This window comes from Methanothrix sp., from assembly GCF_024518575.1.
Classification (GTDB): Archaea; Halobacteriota; Methanosarcinia; order Methanotrichales; family Methanotrichaceae; genus Methanothrix_B.
This window is the reverse complement of sequence record NZ_JANIHG010000007.1, coordinates 29,851-45,322: the sequence shown is the minus strand read 5'-3', so window position 1 is coordinate 45,322 and position 15,472 is coordinate 29,851. Positions and strand designations below refer to the sequence as shown.

General features: G+C 56.0%; 15 protein-coding genes. 8 read left to right on the top strand and 7 right to left on the bottom strand.

All coding sequences use genetic code 11. The features are described 5' to 3' along the window. Positions 1 to 33: 33 nt before the first annotated feature. Genes NQU42_RS02925 through NQU42_RS02915 form a run of 3 tightly spaced genes read right to left on the bottom strand, consistent with a single transcriptional unit; the run spans position 34 to position 3,389 of the window. The gene (locus NQU42_RS02925) at positions 34 to 1,044 is read right to left on the bottom strand and encodes a THUMP domain-containing protein (RefSeq protein ID WP_296608905.1); all 1,011 of its coding nucleotides are present in this window, start codon (positions 1,042 to 1,044) and stop codon (positions 34 to 36) included. Beyond that, a complete protein-coding gene (locus NQU42_RS02920; protein WP_296608904.1) occupies positions 1,045 to 2,130 on the bottom strand; it encodes a phosphotransferase in 1,086 nt (361 codons plus the stop codon). It lies immediately after the preceding gene. A 2-nt stretch (positions 2,131 to 2,132) separates the two neighbouring features. After that, a complete protein-coding gene (locus NQU42_RS02915; RefSeq protein WP_296608902.1) occupies positions 2,133 to 3,389 on the bottom strand; it encodes an adenosylhomocysteinase in 1,257 nt (418 codons plus the stop codon). Between the two features lie 288 nt (positions 3,390 to 3,677). On the opposite strand from NQU42_RS02915, the gene hisA reads away from it, so the two are divergent. After that, complete coding sequence (hisA, locus tag NQU42_RS02910) at positions 3,678 to 4,406, top strand: 1-(5-phosphoribosyl)-5-[(5-phosphoribosylamino)methylideneamino]imidazole-4-carboxamide isomerase (RefSeq protein WP_296608900.1); 729 nt, start codon at positions 3,678 to 3,680, stop codon at positions 4,404 to 4,406. Positions 4,407 to 4,415: 9 nt separating this feature from the next. After that, complete coding sequence (gene gatD, locus NQU42_RS02905; RefSeq protein ID WP_296608899.1) at positions 4,416 to 5,648, top strand: Glu-tRNA(Gln) amidotransferase subunit GatD; 1,233 nt, start codon at positions 4,416 to 4,418, stop codon at positions 5,646 to 5,648. A 125-nt stretch (positions 5,649 to 5,773) separates the two neighbouring features. Here gatD and NQU42_RS02900 read toward each other — a convergent pair whose 3' ends face one another. Further along, entirely contained in the window at positions 5,774 to 6,103 is a 330-nt protein-coding gene (locus tag NQU42_RS02900) for a hypothetical protein (RefSeq protein WP_296608896.1), read from the bottom strand. A gap of 356 nt (positions 6,104 to 6,459) precedes the next feature. On the opposite strand from NQU42_RS02900, the gene hsp20 reads away from it, so the two are divergent. After that, the gene (gene hsp20 / locus NQU42_RS02895) at positions 6,460 to 7,047 is read left to right on the top strand and encodes an archaeal heat shock protein Hsp20 (protein WP_296608943.1); all 588 of its coding nucleotides are present in this window, start codon (positions 6,460 to 6,462) and stop codon (positions 7,045 to 7,047) included. 361 nt (positions 7,048 to 7,408) lie between these two features. On the opposite strand, the gene NQU42_RS02890 is transcribed toward hsp20, so the two are convergent. After that, a complete protein-coding gene (locus NQU42_RS02890) occupies positions 7,409 to 7,897 on the bottom strand; it encodes a DUF367 family protein (RefSeq protein WP_366070065.1) in 489 nt (162 codons plus the stop codon). An 81-nt stretch (positions 7,898 to 7,978) separates the two neighbouring features. On the opposite strand from NQU42_RS02890, the gene NQU42_RS02885 reads away from it, so the two are divergent. From NQU42_RS02885 to NQU42_RS02875, 3 genes are all read left to right on the top strand, one after another. After that, a complete protein-coding gene (locus tag NQU42_RS02885; RefSeq protein WP_366070064.1) occupies positions 7,979 to 10,552 on the top strand; it encodes a valine--tRNA ligase in 2,574 nt (857 codons plus the stop codon). Next, positions 10,549 to 11,118, top strand: a complete 570-nt coding sequence (cyaB, locus tag NQU42_RS02880) for a class IV adenylate cyclase (protein ID WP_296608890.1) — start codon at positions 10,549 to 10,551, stop codon at positions 11,116 to 11,118. The genes NQU42_RS02885 and cyaB overlap by 4 nt, the downstream gene beginning before the upstream one ends. 156 nt (positions 11,119 to 11,274) lie before the next feature. Then, entirely contained in the window at positions 11,275 to 12,102 is an 828-nt protein-coding gene (locus NQU42_RS02875; protein WP_296608888.1) for a F420-dependent methylenetetrahydromethanopterin dehydrogenase, read from the top strand. A gap of 94 nt (positions 12,103 to 12,196) precedes the next feature. Here NQU42_RS02875 and NQU42_RS02870 read toward each other — a convergent pair whose 3' ends face one another. Then, the gene (locus tag NQU42_RS02870; RefSeq protein WP_296608887.1) at positions 12,197 to 12,655 is read right to left on the bottom strand and encodes a lamin tail domain-containing protein; all 459 of its coding nucleotides are present in this window, start codon (positions 12,653 to 12,655) and stop codon (positions 12,197 to 12,199) included. 143 nt (positions 12,656 to 12,798) lie between these two features. On the opposite strand from NQU42_RS02870, the gene NQU42_RS02865 reads away from it, so the two are divergent. Continuing rightward, the gene (locus NQU42_RS02865) at positions 12,799 to 13,377 is read left to right on the top strand and encodes a HEAT repeat domain-containing protein (protein ID WP_296608885.1); all 579 of its coding nucleotides are present in this window, start codon (positions 12,799 to 12,801) and stop codon (positions 13,375 to 13,377) included. Between the two features lie 12 nt (positions 13,378 to 13,389). Here NQU42_RS02865 and NQU42_RS02860 read toward each other — a convergent pair whose 3' ends face one another. Next, positions 13,390 to 14,049 carry a histidinol phosphate phosphatase domain-containing protein gene (locus NQU42_RS02860; RefSeq protein WP_296608884.1) on the bottom strand — a complete coding sequence of 220 codons (660 nt, stop codon included), beginning with the start codon at positions 14,047 to 14,049 and terminating at the stop codon, positions 13,390 to 13,392. 90 nt (positions 14,050 to 14,139) lie between these two features. Here NQU42_RS02860 and NQU42_RS02855 point away from each other — a divergent pair, with 90 nt between their 5' ends. Continuing rightward, entirely contained in the window at positions 14,140 to 15,468 is a 1,329-nt protein-coding gene (locus NQU42_RS02855) for an MgtC/SapB family protein (protein WP_296608883.1), read from the top strand. Positions 15,469 to 15,472: the final 4 nt, after the last annotated feature.

The window sequence follows — 15,472 nt, the reverse complement described above, 5'->3', positions numbered from 1 at the left end:
TTAGAATCCATGTATTAATATGTAGCCCGTATTTCAAAAGTCCACAGGTCTCTCACAGACGTGAATGTATCTGGTCAGACTCCTGTGGACCCTGTCGCTGTGCAGCTCGGCTATCCTGAAACCCTTAGAGCTCAGCAGCTCCTCTGCGGGGCTGTCTGTGATGATCACTGCACGCCTTCCAGCTTTAAGAACCCGGTGAATCTCCTCGAAGCTCCTCGACAGAATCTCGTCCTTCGATCGCGCCTTTATCACCGCGGATCTGCCATAGGGCGTATCGGTGACAACGGCGTCAACTGAAGAATTTTTTAATGGCAGAGACATGGCATCCCCGAGTATCAGATCTGCCTCCATGCCCTCCAGGTTCGCCCTGGCGCCCCTGTTCAGCTTCTCCTGCACGTCCACGCCCATGCCTCTCACACCTATGAGACATGCTTCAACCAGAATTCCGGCCGTTCCGGAGAACGGATCGAGAAGCATCTCTCCAGGCCTTACCATTGAGATATTGACCAGAGCCCTCGCCATTCTCGGCATCAGAACCCCCGGGTAGAAGAACGGCTTCAGATGCGGTCTGCGCCTCTCAAATCCACTCCTGTCAGGCGTTGCTATCTCGTATCCGAATACAACTTTATTGCTGGATATGATCGCGCGGATATCCATCTCAGGATTCTCAAGATCTGCCTTGTAGCCCATTGCGTGGAGCACCCTTCCAGCCATGCGCTCGAGATCGTGGCTTTTGATCCCCTCTCCGAGACGGCTGGCCCGGATTCTGTAGCTCAGCCTTGGGAGATCAAGAGAGCGGAGCGCCTGCTCAATGCTTTCAGGGCAGGCATCACATACTTTGAGGACCTCGAGGATCCTGTGGCTCATCGCTAGCCTGCGCTCCAGGATTCTATGATCGAGACCATCAGCTTCCACAAGCAGACAGCGCTCTGTTCCGGCCACCTCTCTGAAGGACACAGCATGAATTCTGAGGAGCGAAAGCGCCTCGCTCCTCGGCACCGTCGGATGCTCTCCGGAGAGCTCGAATGCGTAGAGCTTTGCCATCTACGTCAGATACTTGTTCACATTCCTGTAATCGAACGAATCATCGTCCAGAACGTTCTCCAGGAAGTTGAAGAGAACCCTCCTGACATCATACGAGAGCAGGGGGTACCAGGTTGGGCTGGCCACAACAACAGCTCTGAACGCGAAGAACGGCGCTATCACGTCTAGAACCTCCTCATCACCGGTCCTCTCCAAATACCTCTCAAAGAAGATCTCGAACAGCTCCCTGAGACCTCCTGCAAGCCTCATCTCCTTCTGAACTGAGTAGAATATGTAGTTCATAGACATCGCGCTCAGGTCGTCAGCTGCCTCGCCCCACTCACCCCTGCTCCTGTCAAGCACAGAGAAATCGCTGCACTCCCTGAACATCACATTCCACGGATGGAAATCGCCGTGGACCTGGCAGAGCCTGTGGGTCATTGATCTGAGCCTCCAGCGCCACTCCACACACCTCTTCTCGATCTCGCAGAGCTCGCCGCGCTCGAGGAACTCGGGAGCGTCCGGATAATCATCGAGAATGCCCATGATCCCCTCACCGTGGCCGATCGTGTCCCTGATCTTGCGCCTGTAAAGCGGCGGGCAGCTGTGCTTCACGCTGTGTATATCAGCAAGATAATCCGCGAGCGCAGAAGCTCGCGCTCTGTCGAGATCTGTGGCCCCGCTCTCCTTGACCCGCTCCAGATCGAAGAAGTACTCCTTCCCCTCGATTTTCTCCATCACAAGAAAGAACTCATGCGCATCGCCACAGGATCTCATCTCCCCGGATGTGGTGAAATACCCCACATCTATCGATCTCACATGCCTTGGAAGCTTGTTGAATGCTGAGTGCTGCCAGAGCATGACCTGTGCCCTGTCCGAGAAATGATCGTGCCCGAAGCCGTGCTGAACCCTCATGGTCGAGAGCACAAGGTACTCCTTCCTGTCGTCAAGCAGATACTCGATCAGCAGCGGGCTGCCGTACCCGAAGCCCTTCACATCCCCCGTGGTCGGGATTGTCTCCCCCAGCTTTCGTATGGACGAGAGCCTGGCACCCTCTCCGAATATGCTTTTGAGATAACTCTCAATGCTGTCTCTGGTTATGTCCATGCTCATGTCCCCATCTGCCAGCTGTGCAGGTACCTGTCCTGCTCTGGAGTCAGCCTCTCGATCTCTATCCCCATCGCCTTCAGCTTGAGCTCTGCCACCCTCCTGTCGATCTCGACCGGGACGGAATAGACCTTCCTCTCAAGCCTCCTGCCGTTCTCGACGATGTATCTCACCGAAAGCGCCTGATTTGCGAACGACATGTCCATGACCTCCGGGGGATGGCCGTACGCAGCTGCCAGGTTGATCAGCCTGCCCTCTGCGAGCAGGTATATCCTGCGCCCATCGCGCATGACGTACTCTTTAACGTTGGGCTGGATCTCGTCAGTGGAGACAGCCATGCTCTCCAGTCCGGGTATGTCGATCTCGACATTGAAGTGGCCGCTGTTCGCCAGTATCGCCTGATCCTTCATGAGCTCGAAGTGCTCCCTTCTTATCACATTTATGTCTCCTGTGAGCGTCACGAAGAGATCTCCCAGCGGCGCTGCCGATCGCATTGACATGACCCTGTAGCCGTCCATCGCAGCCTCGAGCGCCTTTCTCGGCTCGGTCTCAACAACGATGACGTTCGCCCCCATGCCCCTAGCACGCATCGCGAACCCACGGCCGCACCAGCCGTAGCCTGCGACGACCACGGTCTTTCCGGCGAAGAGAAAGTTCGTCGCGTTCATTATCCCGTGAACTGTCGACTGCCCCGTGCCGTATCTGTTGTCGAACATCATCTTCGTCTCGGCGTCGTTCACCGCTATCACAGGGTAAGCCAGAGCGCCATCTTCAGCCATCGCCCTGAGCCTCATGACCCCTGTCGTGGTCTCCTCGCACCCTCCGAGTATGTCAGGCAGAAGCTCGCGGTGGCTTTTGTGCACGACCGCTATCGTGTCGGCGCCGTCATCGAGCGTCACATTGGGGCGGAGCTCGAGGGCGTGCTCTATGCACTCGTAGTACTCCCTCTCGTTCTCGCCGCGAAATGCGTAGACGTGTATGCCCCGAGAAGCGAGAGCAGCTGCAACATCATCCTGGGTGCTCAGCGGGTTCGATCCTGTGAGAGCGATCTCGGCGCCCCCTGCGCGCAGCGTCTCTATCAGGTTGGCCGTCTCTACTGTCACATGCAGACATGCAACTATCCTTATGCCTCCAAGTGGCCTCTCCCTCTCAAACTCCTCCTTTATGAGCTGAAGTACAGGCATGCGCCTTCTTGCCCACTCGATCCATCTCTCGCCCGCTTCCGCGAGCCTGATATCCTTCACGATGCTATTCTCCAATCTATCACCCATCCCCTGAACGTGATCTGGCCTAAATGCTTTATCTTCTGGGGGGCGCACGGGAAGCCCCCCCTTCAGGGCGGGGAGCGTTCACTTAGCCAGGTCAGATGCGGCTTGAAATCGTACCGCAGGTTTGAACCTGGCTGTCCAGCTGCATAAATGATGACTTCTCCCCCTCTCTGCGGTTGGTTACATGAATGCACGAGCCGGTACATTTTCGGAGCGGCCAGTGTCACAGCTTCCTCAGGCCAAGTGTTATATCACTGCAGCTTTTACTCATGTGCCATCATGTCGTTTGATGTATTTCCTGCAGTGGACCTGCGCGGCGGGAGATGCGTCCAGCTCGTCCAGGGGGTTCCTGGCAGCGAGGTCGTCTCGCTGGACGATCCTCTGGGTCAGGCGCTCAGATGGGTGGAGATGGGCGCTGACCACCTGCACATCATAGATCTAGACGGCGCAATAGAGGGCGTCAGGCTGAACGCGCCGATACTTAAAAGAATCGTCGAGGAGCTCGACGTATTTGTCCAGGTCGGTGGTGGGATACGGAGCCGCTCCGATGTCGGAGAGATCCTGGATACAGGTGTGGATCGAGTCATACTGGGCACTATGGCTCTCAGAGATCCTCCAGTCGTTATGCGTCTTTCAGACGAGTACGGCCCGGATCGCATCATGGTTGCCCTGGATGTGAGGAACGGGCGGGTGACATCGGAGGGCTGGCAGAGGACGCTTGAGTTCGATGCGATCGAGCTCGGCATAGTCTTCGAGAGCTTCGGTGCGGGCTCGATTCTTTTTACGAACATAGATACAGAGGGTCAGCAGCGCGGTGTCGATCCTGAACCGACCAGGGAGCTGGTCGAGGCGGTTAGCATACCGGTGATAGCAGCAGGGGGTGTCAGCTCCCTCCAGGACCTGAGGCTTCTCAGCGGGGCAGGCGCGGCAGGCGCTGTGATAGGCACCGCAATATACACCGGCATGCTCGATCTGAGAGCGGCGCTGGAGTTTGCAAAAACGCTTTGAGGTGCGTCCATGGAGCTTGGAGACAGGGTGGCTGTGATAAAGGGAGACATGAGATACGAGGGGATACTGATGCCCTCGCGCAGCGATCATGTCGTTATAAAGCTCAGCAACGGCTACAACATCGGGCTCATTGCTGACAGGATAGAGGTTCTCGAAAAGCCGCGAAAGAAGGAGAAGCCGCCTGAGCAGATACGGATGCGCGAGGACCTGCCTCTGGTCTCGATTATTTCAACGGGCGGCACGATAGCCAGCAAGGTCGATTACAGGACCGGGGCTGTGACAAGCCAGTTCTCTGCTGAGGAGATAATCTCAGCGATACCGGAGCTGGGGGAGATCGCACGGTACCGCGCAAGAGTTCTTTACACAATACTCAGCGAGAACATGCGCGCGGAGTACTGGATCGAGCTCGCAAGGGCTGTCGCTGAGGAGATCAGAAATGGCGCGGCTGGAGTTGTGATAACCCATGGCACAGACACAATGACGTACACGGCAGCTGCCCTCTCATTCATGCTCAGAACGCCGGTGCCTGTGGTTCTCGTCGGCTCGCAGAGGAGCTCGGACAGGCCAAGCAGCGATGCGGCGATGAACGCGATCTGCGCCTCAACAGTCGCGGTGAGCGATATCGCAGAGGTCTGCGTTGTCATGCACGGAAGCACCAGCGATGATTGCTGTTTAATTCATAGGGGCACCAGGGTTCGCAAGATGCATACTTCGAGAAGGGATGCGTTCCAGTCAGTCAACCAACCCCCGATCGGCAGGGTCGATTACTCCACACGAAGGATAGAGACGTTCTCTGATTACAGAAAGCGTGGTGAGTGTGAGCTCCAGATGTTCGACAATCTCGAGCCGAGGTGCGCCCTGATAAAGTACTTCCCGGGCGCGGATCCAGAGATATTCGATCACCTCATAGAATCAGGCTACAGGGGGATAGTCATCGAGGGTACAGGTCTGGGACATGTCGCATCGGACTGGATCCCATCAATCAAAAAAGCCACAGAAAATGGCATACCCGTGGTTGTGGCGTCCCAGTGCCTCAGGGGGAGGATATGCGACAGGGTCTACGACACGGGGAGGGATATGCTGGCTGCAGGCGCAATTGAGGCGGAGGACATGCTCCCTGAGGTGGCCCTGGTCAAGCTCATGTGGGTCCTAGCGAACACATCGAGCCTTGATGAGGCCAGGGAGATGATGTCAAGATCCCTGGCAGGGGAGATTTCAGGGTCCACGCCGATGGACGTGTGACCTCAGCTCGTGATTATAGGAAATCAGGCAGAAGACCCACTTCAGAGGAAGGGAGGATGTCACAAGGGCAGGATACCCCCTTCAGGGATGTCACGTTCTCGGTTGAGGCTGGCCTTTCTTTAGATTTATTGTCTCAATCGGGCATCCACCTTTTCCAGGTAGAGTTTGCCGGTAGCCGTGGGCCTGTAGCCGTTCCCAACTTGCTCAACAACCAGAGCTTTTTCAAGCATCGCGAGATGGTACGTGGCCTGATCTGCGTTTAATCCAAATTCTTTTTCGATCTCCTCTCTGCTCCTGGCAATCAGACCCATGAACCTCAGTATATTCCGCCTGAGCGGTAACTGCAAAACCTCCAGCGCAAATTTGTGATCCTCAGCGGACTCCCACCATCTAGCTTCGACGTAGGAGACATCGGGATTGTTCAGCCTGGAGCTCTTTGCATCTTCTGTCATCATATGTGCTGTTTCCTGCGTCCGGTATATACTCGCGTACCCTCGCAGTCAGGATCTGCGATGGGGTCGTGAATAGCATTTGGGATCAAGCATGTGACATCGAATGGTTTGTGAGGTTTTATGCAGTTGATTCCTCGCAGACAACTCAGTGTGTCTGTGGTAATCGGTCATCTGTTTTCGCTGGATTGCTCTGCGAACCAGGACCATGACCAAGCAGGCATCTTCGCGAATTTACTCTGTGAACATGCATGCTGCACACATGAAACAAAGCAAAATTATTTGACATGAATCAGCGTGTGCCTGTTTTACAGAAAAATATTTATAGTACCTCAAAACTATAACATACTGAGGTGAAAAGAATGTGGAGGAGAAGGTATCCATCGATCTTTGATATATTCGAGAGCTTCATGAGAGGATTCCCGTTCGAGCGAAAGGAGCGCTTTGAGGAGGACTGGTTCCTGTCCCCCTTCGAGGAGATGGTAAAGAGGTTTGAGACCGAGATGCCGAAGGAGTTCAGGGAGCTCGTCCGGGAGGAGGAGACTCCTGAGGGCAAGGTCAGAAGGTACGGGCCGTTTGTGTACGGCTTCAGCTACGTGGTCGAGCCAGGGAAGGAGCCGATCTTCAGGGAGTTCGGCAACATCAGGCCATCTTATCGCGGCATCGAGGCCAGCATAGGACGCGAGCCTCTTGTCGATATAATGGAGGAGAAGGACAGCTACAAGATCTTCGTGGAGCTGCCGGGCGTGGACAAGTCCAATGTCAAGCTTGATGTCGCCGAGGACAGCGTCGAGATCAGGACGGATGACGAGAAGAGGTTCTACAAGATGATCCAGCTGGAGCGCCCTGTTGATCCGGACAGCGCGAAGGCCACCTACAACAACGGCGTGCTCACCCTGACGCTCGAGAAGAAGGAGAAGCGGAAGGGCAAGGAGGTCAAGATAGAGTAAACAGCAAAACTATTTTTTTATACTATCTTAATACTCTCGAGCGCCCTTAGGACGTCGATGCAAGTTGGTTTTTGTCGAGCTCGCGATCCTGGTCACAGCTGTTCTTGCGCTTGAATTTTGGTTGATCCAATTGAGACTGAAGCCCTAAAAGGTATCAATTACTTGATACTGAAGGCGCGATTACACGATCTCTTATTACAGGATCTCTTATATGGTTGGCACGTTGTGCCATCGCTGTTGATCTCATTCATCGCCTGATCAGAGGGAGAAACCAATGCTCCTGGAGCCGGCCATCAGGTTGCTGAGAGCGGATCTGTTTTGTGCTTTGCTTCGCAGAACTCCAGCGCGCTGGTTCCTACATTCAGATGTACTCGCTCTGTATCCTCACGATCTCAGCGCTGTCCTCTGCGGCTGCGTACTCCTCGAGAGGCTCTCTGTTGAGCTCGAGGAATGTGTGCCCCCAGGAGAACTTCGAGAGCACAAGCTCTGCCTGCTCCCTCTCGCCCAGAATGAAGAGAGCAGCAGCGAGCGCCTCCGCGGTTGACAGCTTGAATGGCTTGCCAAAGTTCACAGGGTTGGCGGCAAGGAGAAACGGCAGGGCTCTTGTGTTTGCATGTATCCTCTCGAAGACCCTCTCGGCCTCCGCCCAGCTGCAATCAAGCGCTGCAAGCCCTCTTACGAGAGTCCTATCTGCGGGAGATAAAGCCCGCTCGGAAAACGGGCTGAGAACCAGGTAGCCTCTGAGATCGCTGATCCTGTGGGTGAGTCTTGCAATTCCGAACCGCGCCAGCTTTCTTCCCGTGCATTTCTTCGGATCGCACTGGTTTGCGTGGTATATCAGGAGGTGCATCATATGAAGTATACCGATAATCCTATTAACGTTGTGTTCATCCCTCCGTACATCCCTGTAAGGGGAGAAGTATCAGGAGCTATCCCGATGAGCGAGATCTCCAAGGAGTACAACTTCAAAGAGGTAGAGGAGAAGTGGATTGAGAGGTGGGATCCATCCGTCTATTACTTCGACTGGGGATCGGAGAAGCCGCAGTACATAATCGATACGCCCCCACCATATCCCACCGGGAACTTCCATATTGGGAACGCCCTCAACTGGTGCTACATCGACTTCGTGGCCAGGTACAAGCGGATGCGAGGCTACAACGTCATGTTTCCCCAGGGATGGGACTGTCATGGTCTCCCGACAGAGGTCAAGGTAGAGGAGACGTACCACATAACAAAGAACCAGGTTCCAAGGGAGGAGTTCCGCAGGCTCTGCGAGGAGATGACCGCTCAGGCGATAGAGAGGATGCGCCGCACGATCACGCGTCTCGGGATATCCACAGACTGGTCCAACGAGTACATCACGATGAAGCCTGAGTACTATGTGAAGACTCAGCGATCTTTTGTGCAGATGTACAACAAGGGGATGATATACAGAGAGGACCATCCAGTGAACTGGTGCCCGAGGTGCGCCACAGCCATAGCATTTGCAGAGGTCGAGTACGAGGCCAGAACGACCACGCTGAACTACATGCGCTTCGAATCAGATGATGGCGCACTCGAGATCGCGACAACCAGACCCGAGCTTCTGCCGGCATGCGTCGCGGTCGCTGTCAATCCTAACGACGATCGTCATATCAGATTCGTTGGAAAGAGTGTGAGGGTTCCGCTCTTCGATTACGATGTTCCTGTCCTTTCAGATCCTGCTGTGGATCCCTCATTCGGCACAGGCGTGGTCATGATCTGCACCTTCGGCGACAAGCAGGATGTTCGCTGGTGGGTCGAGCACAACCTCCCGCTCAGGCAGGCGATAGACAGAGAGGGCAAGCTGACAGAGATCGCCGGTAAGTTCAAGGGATTGGGCATCAGCGAGGCGAAGAATGCGATAGTGGATGAGATGATCTCAAGGGGTATAATCTACAGACAGGAGCCTCTCGAGCAGAACGTCGGGCTCTGCTGGAGGTGCAAGACCCCGATAGAGATTCTATCTGAGAGGCAGTGGTTCGTGCGCATATATCCAGATGTGATCATCAAAACCGCGGATGAGATCGAGTGGGTTCCGGAGCACATGAAGCTCAGGCTCAAGAACTGGACAGGAACCATGGAGTGGGACTGGTGCATCTCAAGGCAGAGGGTTTTCGCAACGCCGATACCTGCGTGGTACTGCAAGAGGTGCGGGGAGGTCATGGTCGCGAGGGAGGAGTGGCTTCCCCTGGATCCCACAAAGACACAGCCTCCGGTGAGCTGCAGATGCGGGTCGAAAGAGTTCGAGCCAGAGGAGGACGTTCTTGACACATGGATGGACAGCTCTATATCCGCGCTGCACGTCACAGGCTGGCTCAGCCGCCAGGATCCGCGATACCCGGCGCAGCTAAGGCCGCAGGGCCATGATATAATCAGGACATGGGCATTCTACACTATACTCCGCTCCATGGCGCTCGTCGGCGTGAAGCCATGGGATACGATACTGATCAACGGGATGGTTCTCGGCGAGGACGGCAGGAAGATGTCGAAGTCGCTGAACAACTTCGTCATACCAGAAGAGGTATTCGAGAGGAACGGAGCCGATGCTCTCAGGCAGTGGGCTGCCCTCGGCGGCTCTCCTGGCTCTGATGTGATGTTCCAGTGGAAGGAGATAGTGGCAGCGAGCAGGTTCCAGCAGAAGCTCTGGTCGATCTACAGGTTTGCGGCTCCGTTCGCTTCCGACACAGACGCACCCCTTACGCAGATCGATCGCTGGCTGCTCGGCGAGCTCGGCGCGCTAGTCTCAAAGGTGACAGGCTCGATGGAGGCATTCCAGTTCGACGAGGCGTTCAGAGCCATACGCGCCTTCACGTGGGAGGTCCTGGCCGACGATTACATAGAGATCGTGAAGTCCAGGCTGTACGGTCCTGACTCTCTGGAGAGGAGGGCTGCACAGGCGACGCTCTACAGGGTGCTTGATGTTCTCTGCAGGCTCATGGCCCCGTTCATACCGTTCATCACCGAGGAGATCTACAGCTCTCTCACAGGAAAGAGCGTCCACACCCAGAGCTGGCCGTCGCTCGAGGGGTACGCATCTCCAGAGGGCGCTATGATAAGAGAGATAGCAGCGGCTATACGGCGCTACAAGGCAGAGAGGGGAATGGCGCTGAACGCGCCGCTGCCGGGCATAGAGATCTACACTGATATGGATCTTGAGACGTTTGATCTGAGAGGGGTGGCGAACGCTCCGGTACAGCTCAGGAAAGGGCAGCCTGAGATCGAGAGCAGGGCGGTCGCTGTGAAGCCTGTGATGCGTCTGATAGGCCCGAGGTACAAGGGGCAGGCCGGCGAGATCATCCGGAAGCTCTCCTCGATGGACCCGGCGGAGGTGGAGAAGGGGCTTGCATCTGGGCAGATCGATATATGCGGAGCAGAGATCACGCCAGATATGATCGAGATCGTGAGGGAGACTCTCTCCAGGGGAGAGGCAGTCGATGTTCTCAGGCTCGATAGAGCGACGGTTGTTATAAGGAGGAGCTCTTGATAGAGGTTGAGGCCAAGGCCAGGGCGCCGGAGGATGCGGAGGATAGGATCCTGCGGATGGGCGGGATTCTGATTGGGGTGGAGAATCATGAGGACATCTATTTCCGCTCCCCTGTTCGCGATTTCGCATCCACCGATGAGGCGCTGCGCCTGCGGATTAAAGATGATGGCGTCTACCTCACGTACAAGGGGCCTAAGCTTGATCCTGCAACGAAGACGAGGCTGGAGCTTACCGTAAGGGTTGATGATGCAACGGCTTCTGAGAGGCTGCTCGAATCACTCGGTTTCTCCAGATTCGCTGTCGTCAGAAAGCGGAGATCCAAGTACAGGCTTGGCGATGCGATCGTGGCGCTGGACGATGTCGATGGGCTTGGAAGATTTGTGGAGGCGGAGATATCTGCAGATCAAGAGAGCCCGGCCGATAAAGCGCGAGTCCTCGAGATAATCTCCAGCGTTGGAGTTGGCAGGCCGATCAGACTCTCATACCTGGAGCTTCTTGAGATAGCTCGTTCGAGCGCTGCAGCTTCTGCTGGATGGAAAAGTGCTCCTGCAAAGCCGGAACCATGAGCCTGTGGGCATCTAACCATGGAGTTCAGATGCATGCGATTCTGTGGATGTCATCAGTCAGTGAATACTGATTCCTGACAGCTCATCCACTGGCCCACCGATCCTTTTCCGATCGATCGCAAATTTAATACTCCACCTCTTACCTTCCAGATCAGCATGTTCAAGATCGGTTTTATCAAGCTCGGAAATATCGCGTCTTCTCTTGTTGTCGATCTTGCGCTGGATGAGATCGCGGAGAGGACGGAGATCGAGACCAAGGTTGTCTCTCATGGGCCTAAGATGTCCAAGAGCGAGGGCGAGCGGCTGGCCGAGGATATGCGAGCCTGGGGCCCACAGATTATCGTTGTCGTCAGCCCGAACGCTGCGACGCCCGGGCCTACTGCTGCAAGAAACATGCTGAAGGGGATCCCGCTTATCGTAGTATCCGACGGCCCGACGAAGAAGGAATCCAGGGATGCCATGGAGGCAGAGGGCTTCGGGTACATAATCCTCCCCATGGATCCGCTCATAGGAGCGAAGCGCGAGTTTTTGGATCCTGCTGAGATGGCGATATTCAATGCAGATGCGCTCAAGGTGCTCAGCATATGCGGGGCGGTCAGGCTCGTCCAGGAGGAGATCGACAGGGCGATCGCATCTGTTGCCGCTGGATCTCCACAGCTCCCGCACATACTCGCCACGCCTGAGCTCTGCGCCGAGCGCATGGATTTCGCAAACCCATATGCGAGGGCGAAGGCGATTGCCGCGCTCTACATGGCCCAGACAGCAGCATCGATAGACGCGCAGGCATGCTTCAGGCTCAAGGAGCTCGAGGCCATCGCCCTTGCGGCAGCCGCAGGGCATGAGGTCATACGCGCAGCTGCCAGGCTCGCGGACGAGGCGAGAGAGCTGGAGAAGTCCGGGGACACTGTATCGAGAAAGCCGCATGCGCGTTCGGGCGATCTGCTGGTGAAGAGAAGGCTTCTGGAGAAGCCGGCGAAGGTCTGATGCGACCCTCGCCCATCATTTTTAAAGCATAATTAAAAAGAGGATTCACCTCGGCGGCGATGGCTATCCAGTTTGGGTGGCCGGTAGGTGGGGGCTATGCTTTGCCTGATATCATATTCGGAGAGCCCATCGTGCCCATCATGTATCCCCAGTCGCCTGCTGTATCTCTGTCGTGCCCGTCCGGGTACCTACCCCATGTCATATCGTTCGCGAGCGCGTCCGTCCGGAAAGGAGATTCATCCACGATATTCCCGGCGTCGTCGATGAGCTGAACCACGCCGCTGTTGTTGTGCATCCACTCCTTCCTGCCCAGGGCGACGTAGAATCCGTGCGGCTCGATCAGCGCGTTATCCGGAAGACAGATCTCGCCGATCCAGCTCCCATCCAGTATCCTCACACACCATCCGCCGATCACGACGCTCTCATTCCCGGAGTTGTAGAGTTCAACCCAATCGCTCGATCCCGCAGGCGGACCGAGCTCCACCTCATTCAGAAGCACATCAGCTGCGCTGCAGCACGAGAGAAGTGCAATCATGATAATAACAGCTCTCATGGTTGCAGGTAACCAGCCGTGGCTTTTAAAAGTATGCCCCAGGACAGGAGTGGCACCATCCGGCTCGAGATGAGCATCTGAGAGGCCCGACCTCCAGAGTTTCTCTTAAATACATCGACTGAATCCTGATCTCTGGTGTCATCATGCCGCTGAGAGCTGATGCTGAGAAGGTCGAGAAGTTCATAAAAGATCTCGAGGACGACAGCTCGACGGTCCGGGCGCGGGCAGCAGAGGCGCTCGGTAAGATCGGCGACCCGAAAGCAGTTGGTCCCCTGATAGATGCGCTTCTCGATGTGGATGCGAGCGTGAGGTCAGAGGCCGCGGAGGCGCTGGGGAAGATCAAAGACGCCAGGGCGGTGGAACCGCTGAGCAGGGCCCTGACCGACTCAAACGCTCTTGTGAGATGGAACGCGGCCTGGGCCCTCGGGAACATAGGAGATCCGGGGGCTGTGGAGGCGCTCATAGGCGTGCTCAATGACAGGAGCCAGGACGTGAGGCTCAACGCAGCGTGCGCTCTCGGCAGCATCGGCGATCCGAGGGCAGTCGAGCCGCTGCTTCCCCTGCTGAACGATACGAGCTGGAAGGTCAGGTATCATGTGACAAGAGCCCTGGGGCTGATAGGCGACCCGAAGGTGATCAACCAGCTGGAAGGCATCAGCGATGAGAGCCCGATAGTCCAGAAGGCTGTTAAGGAGACGATAGAGAGGCTGAGGCAGCGCTGAGCATGGAACACATCAGATGCCGGAGCGCTCGAGGCCCAGCTGTGAGGCCAGCGGATGATCTCTCAGTAGTTTCACAGCCTCCTCAGGTGTCAGCCCGGCGCCGATCGCTATCTCCACCGCTCTTTTTGATGTGATCAGGTCTTCGGGAGCATGTGTGTCAGTGTTCACAGCCATCTTTGCGCCTGCTTTCTTTGCAACGCGAACAACATGTCCGTTTGTGATGTTGTGCCCCAGCCTCGATGTTATCTCCAGCACAACATCGTTCTCCCGGGCAAGCTCGGCATCTTCCAGGGTGAGGAAACCGGGGTGCGCGAGCAGATCGACGCAAGCCTCTATAGCAGCTCTGTTGGTTCCCGGCGCAACCGGCTCGACCGGGGTTTCGCCATGTACCACCACGATCTCCGCGCCCAGGGCTCTCGAGAGGAGCACAAGCCGCTCTATCTTTCCCGGCGGGACGTGGGTTATCTCGACCCCGGTAATCACCTTCAGAGAGTAAGCATCCTCCATCTCCTTTACTTTAAGCATGCTTCCGACGATATGCTCAACGTTCGTGAAGTCGACGTGATCGGTTATCGCTATGGCCTTGTACCCGATCGCCTCGGCGCGTCTCAGAAGCTCGGCTGGAATGAGCTCACCATCGCTGAAAACCGTGTGCGTATGGAGGTCTATCATGCTGTGCGTTCTGACACATGGGGTAATAATGGTTGCGAGAGGATCCGCCGGGATCATTCGACATAAGCAGCACAGGGATGCAGGAAGCACATGCTTCTTCATGCAGTGATCGCGGATCAGACCGGAAATTGTATAACGCCTCAAGTCGTGGCCTGGAATCCGATGGAGTTCGCAGACCTCTACCCCTTCGTAATGGCCATGATCATCGGAGCGCTGATAGGAATCGAGCGCCAGAGGAGAATCATAGAGGACAAAACCAGGGGTGTTGCCGGCCTCCGCACTTTCGTGCTCATAGCGCTTCTGGGCGCTCTTGCCGCCCGTCTCTCAGAGATCTTCGGCGATCTGTTTATCGTGGCTGCATATGCCGGCTTTCTCATACTTGTGGGGATAGGGTATGCCACAGCTTCCAGGATCGTAGGATGGCTCGATTTCACCTCCGCTATCGCTGCTGCGATCACATTTCTCCTTGGAGCGCTCTGCTGCTTCGAGGAGAGCATGCTTCTGGCGGTCGCCCTCTCGGTTCTCGTCACCTGGACGCTGGCCACCAGGAAGACAGCCCACAGATACGTCGAGGCGATCAGCGATACAGAGCTGCTCGACACGCTCAAGATGGGGCTTGTGGCGCTGGTGATACTGCCACTCCTTCCAGACCGGGCGCTGGATCCCCTCGAGGTCCTGAATCCGAGAAGGATATGGATGATGGTAGTTCTTGTGAGTCTGATAAGCTATGTGGGCTACATTCTGATAAGAGTGCTTGGAGATGATCGGGGGATCACGCTCACAGGAATCCTTGGGGGTATAGTCTCCAGCACCGCGGTCACGATGAGCATGGCATCTGAGGTGAGGGAGAGAAGCCAGTCGCTGGCATCTGCTGTCTTCGCCACAACCCTGGCAGCCTGCACGATGTATCCGCGAGTATTTCTGATAGTGTTGCTTGTCAACATGGAGCTGCTCGTGCCTCTATCGATCCAGCTCGCAGCAATGGCGGGAGTCGGCGTGGTTCTGGCATATGTTCTCAGAAAGAATGCTGCACCGCTCGAGAGCGCTGTGGCGCACAAGGACCCGTTCAGATTGATTCCCGCGCTGAAGTTCGGCGCGCTGTTCGCCTTTATACTGTTTGTCACAAAGCTCGCATCCATCTCCCTGGGGGAGACCGGAAGCTACGCAGCAGGCGTGATCTCCGGGCTGGCAGATGTCGACGCTGTTGTACTTGCAATGGCGACGCTTGCAGCAGGGAGCATCAGCAGCAAGACCGCGGTCATCGCCATAATGCTCGCAGTGATAACGAACACAGCGCTCAAGCTATCGATTGCGTTCGTCATGGGCAGCCGGGAGTTTGGGATGGAGATGGCAAAGGTCTTCGTCCCGATGATGGCATCCGGGATCCTGATGCTTTTCTGGTATGTCATACAAGCTTGAGACA

What these genes read in the sequence shown, in the direction of transcription:
- NQU42_RS02925 (WP_296608905.1), bottom strand. Translation starts at nt 1,044, where the DNA reads ATGGCAAAGCTCTACGCATTCGAGCTCTCCGGAGAGCATCCGACGGTG.
- NQU42_RS02920 (WP_296608904.1), bottom strand. Translation starts at nt 2,130, where the DNA reads ATGGACATAACCAGAGACAGCATTGAGAGTTATCTCAAAAGCATATTC.
- hisA (WP_296608900.1), top strand. Translation starts at nt 3,678, where the DNA reads ATGTCGTTTGATGTATTTCCTGCAGTGGACCTGCGCGGCGGGAGATGC.
- gatD (WP_296608899.1), top strand. Translation starts at nt 4,416, where the DNA reads ATGGAGCTTGGAGACAGGGTGGCTGTGATAAAGGGAGACATGAGATAC.
- NQU42_RS02900 (WP_296608896.1), bottom strand. Translation starts at nt 6,103, where the DNA reads ATGATGACAGAAGATGCAAAGAGCTCCAGGCTGAACAATCCCGATGTC.
- hsp20 (WP_296608943.1), top strand. Translation starts at nt 6,460, where the DNA reads ATGTGGAGGAGAAGGTATCCATCGATCTTTGATATATTCGAGAGCTTC.
- NQU42_RS02890 (WP_366070065.1), bottom strand. Translation starts at nt 7,897, where the DNA reads ATGCACCTCCTGATATACCACGCAAACCAGTGCGATCCGAAGAAATGC.
- NQU42_RS02875 (WP_296608888.1), top strand. Translation starts at nt 11,275, where the DNA reads ATGTTCAAGATCGGTTTTATCAAGCTCGGAAATATCGCGTCTTCTCTT.
- NQU42_RS02870 (WP_296608887.1), bottom strand. Translation starts at nt 12,655, where the DNA reads ATGAGAGCTGTTATTATCATGATTGCACTTCTCTCGTGCTGCAGCGCA.
- NQU42_RS02865 (WP_296608885.1), top strand. Translation starts at nt 12,799, where the DNA reads ATGCCGCTGAGAGCTGATGCTGAGAAGGTCGAGAAGTTCATAAAAGAT.
- NQU42_RS02860 (WP_296608884.1), bottom strand. Translation starts at nt 14,049, where the DNA reads ATGATAGACCTCCATACGCACACGGTTTTCAGCGATGGTGAGCTCATT.
- NQU42_RS02855 (WP_296608883.1), top strand. Translation starts at nt 14,140, where the DNA reads ATGCTTCTTCATGCAGTGATCGCGGATCAGACCGGAAATTGTATAACG.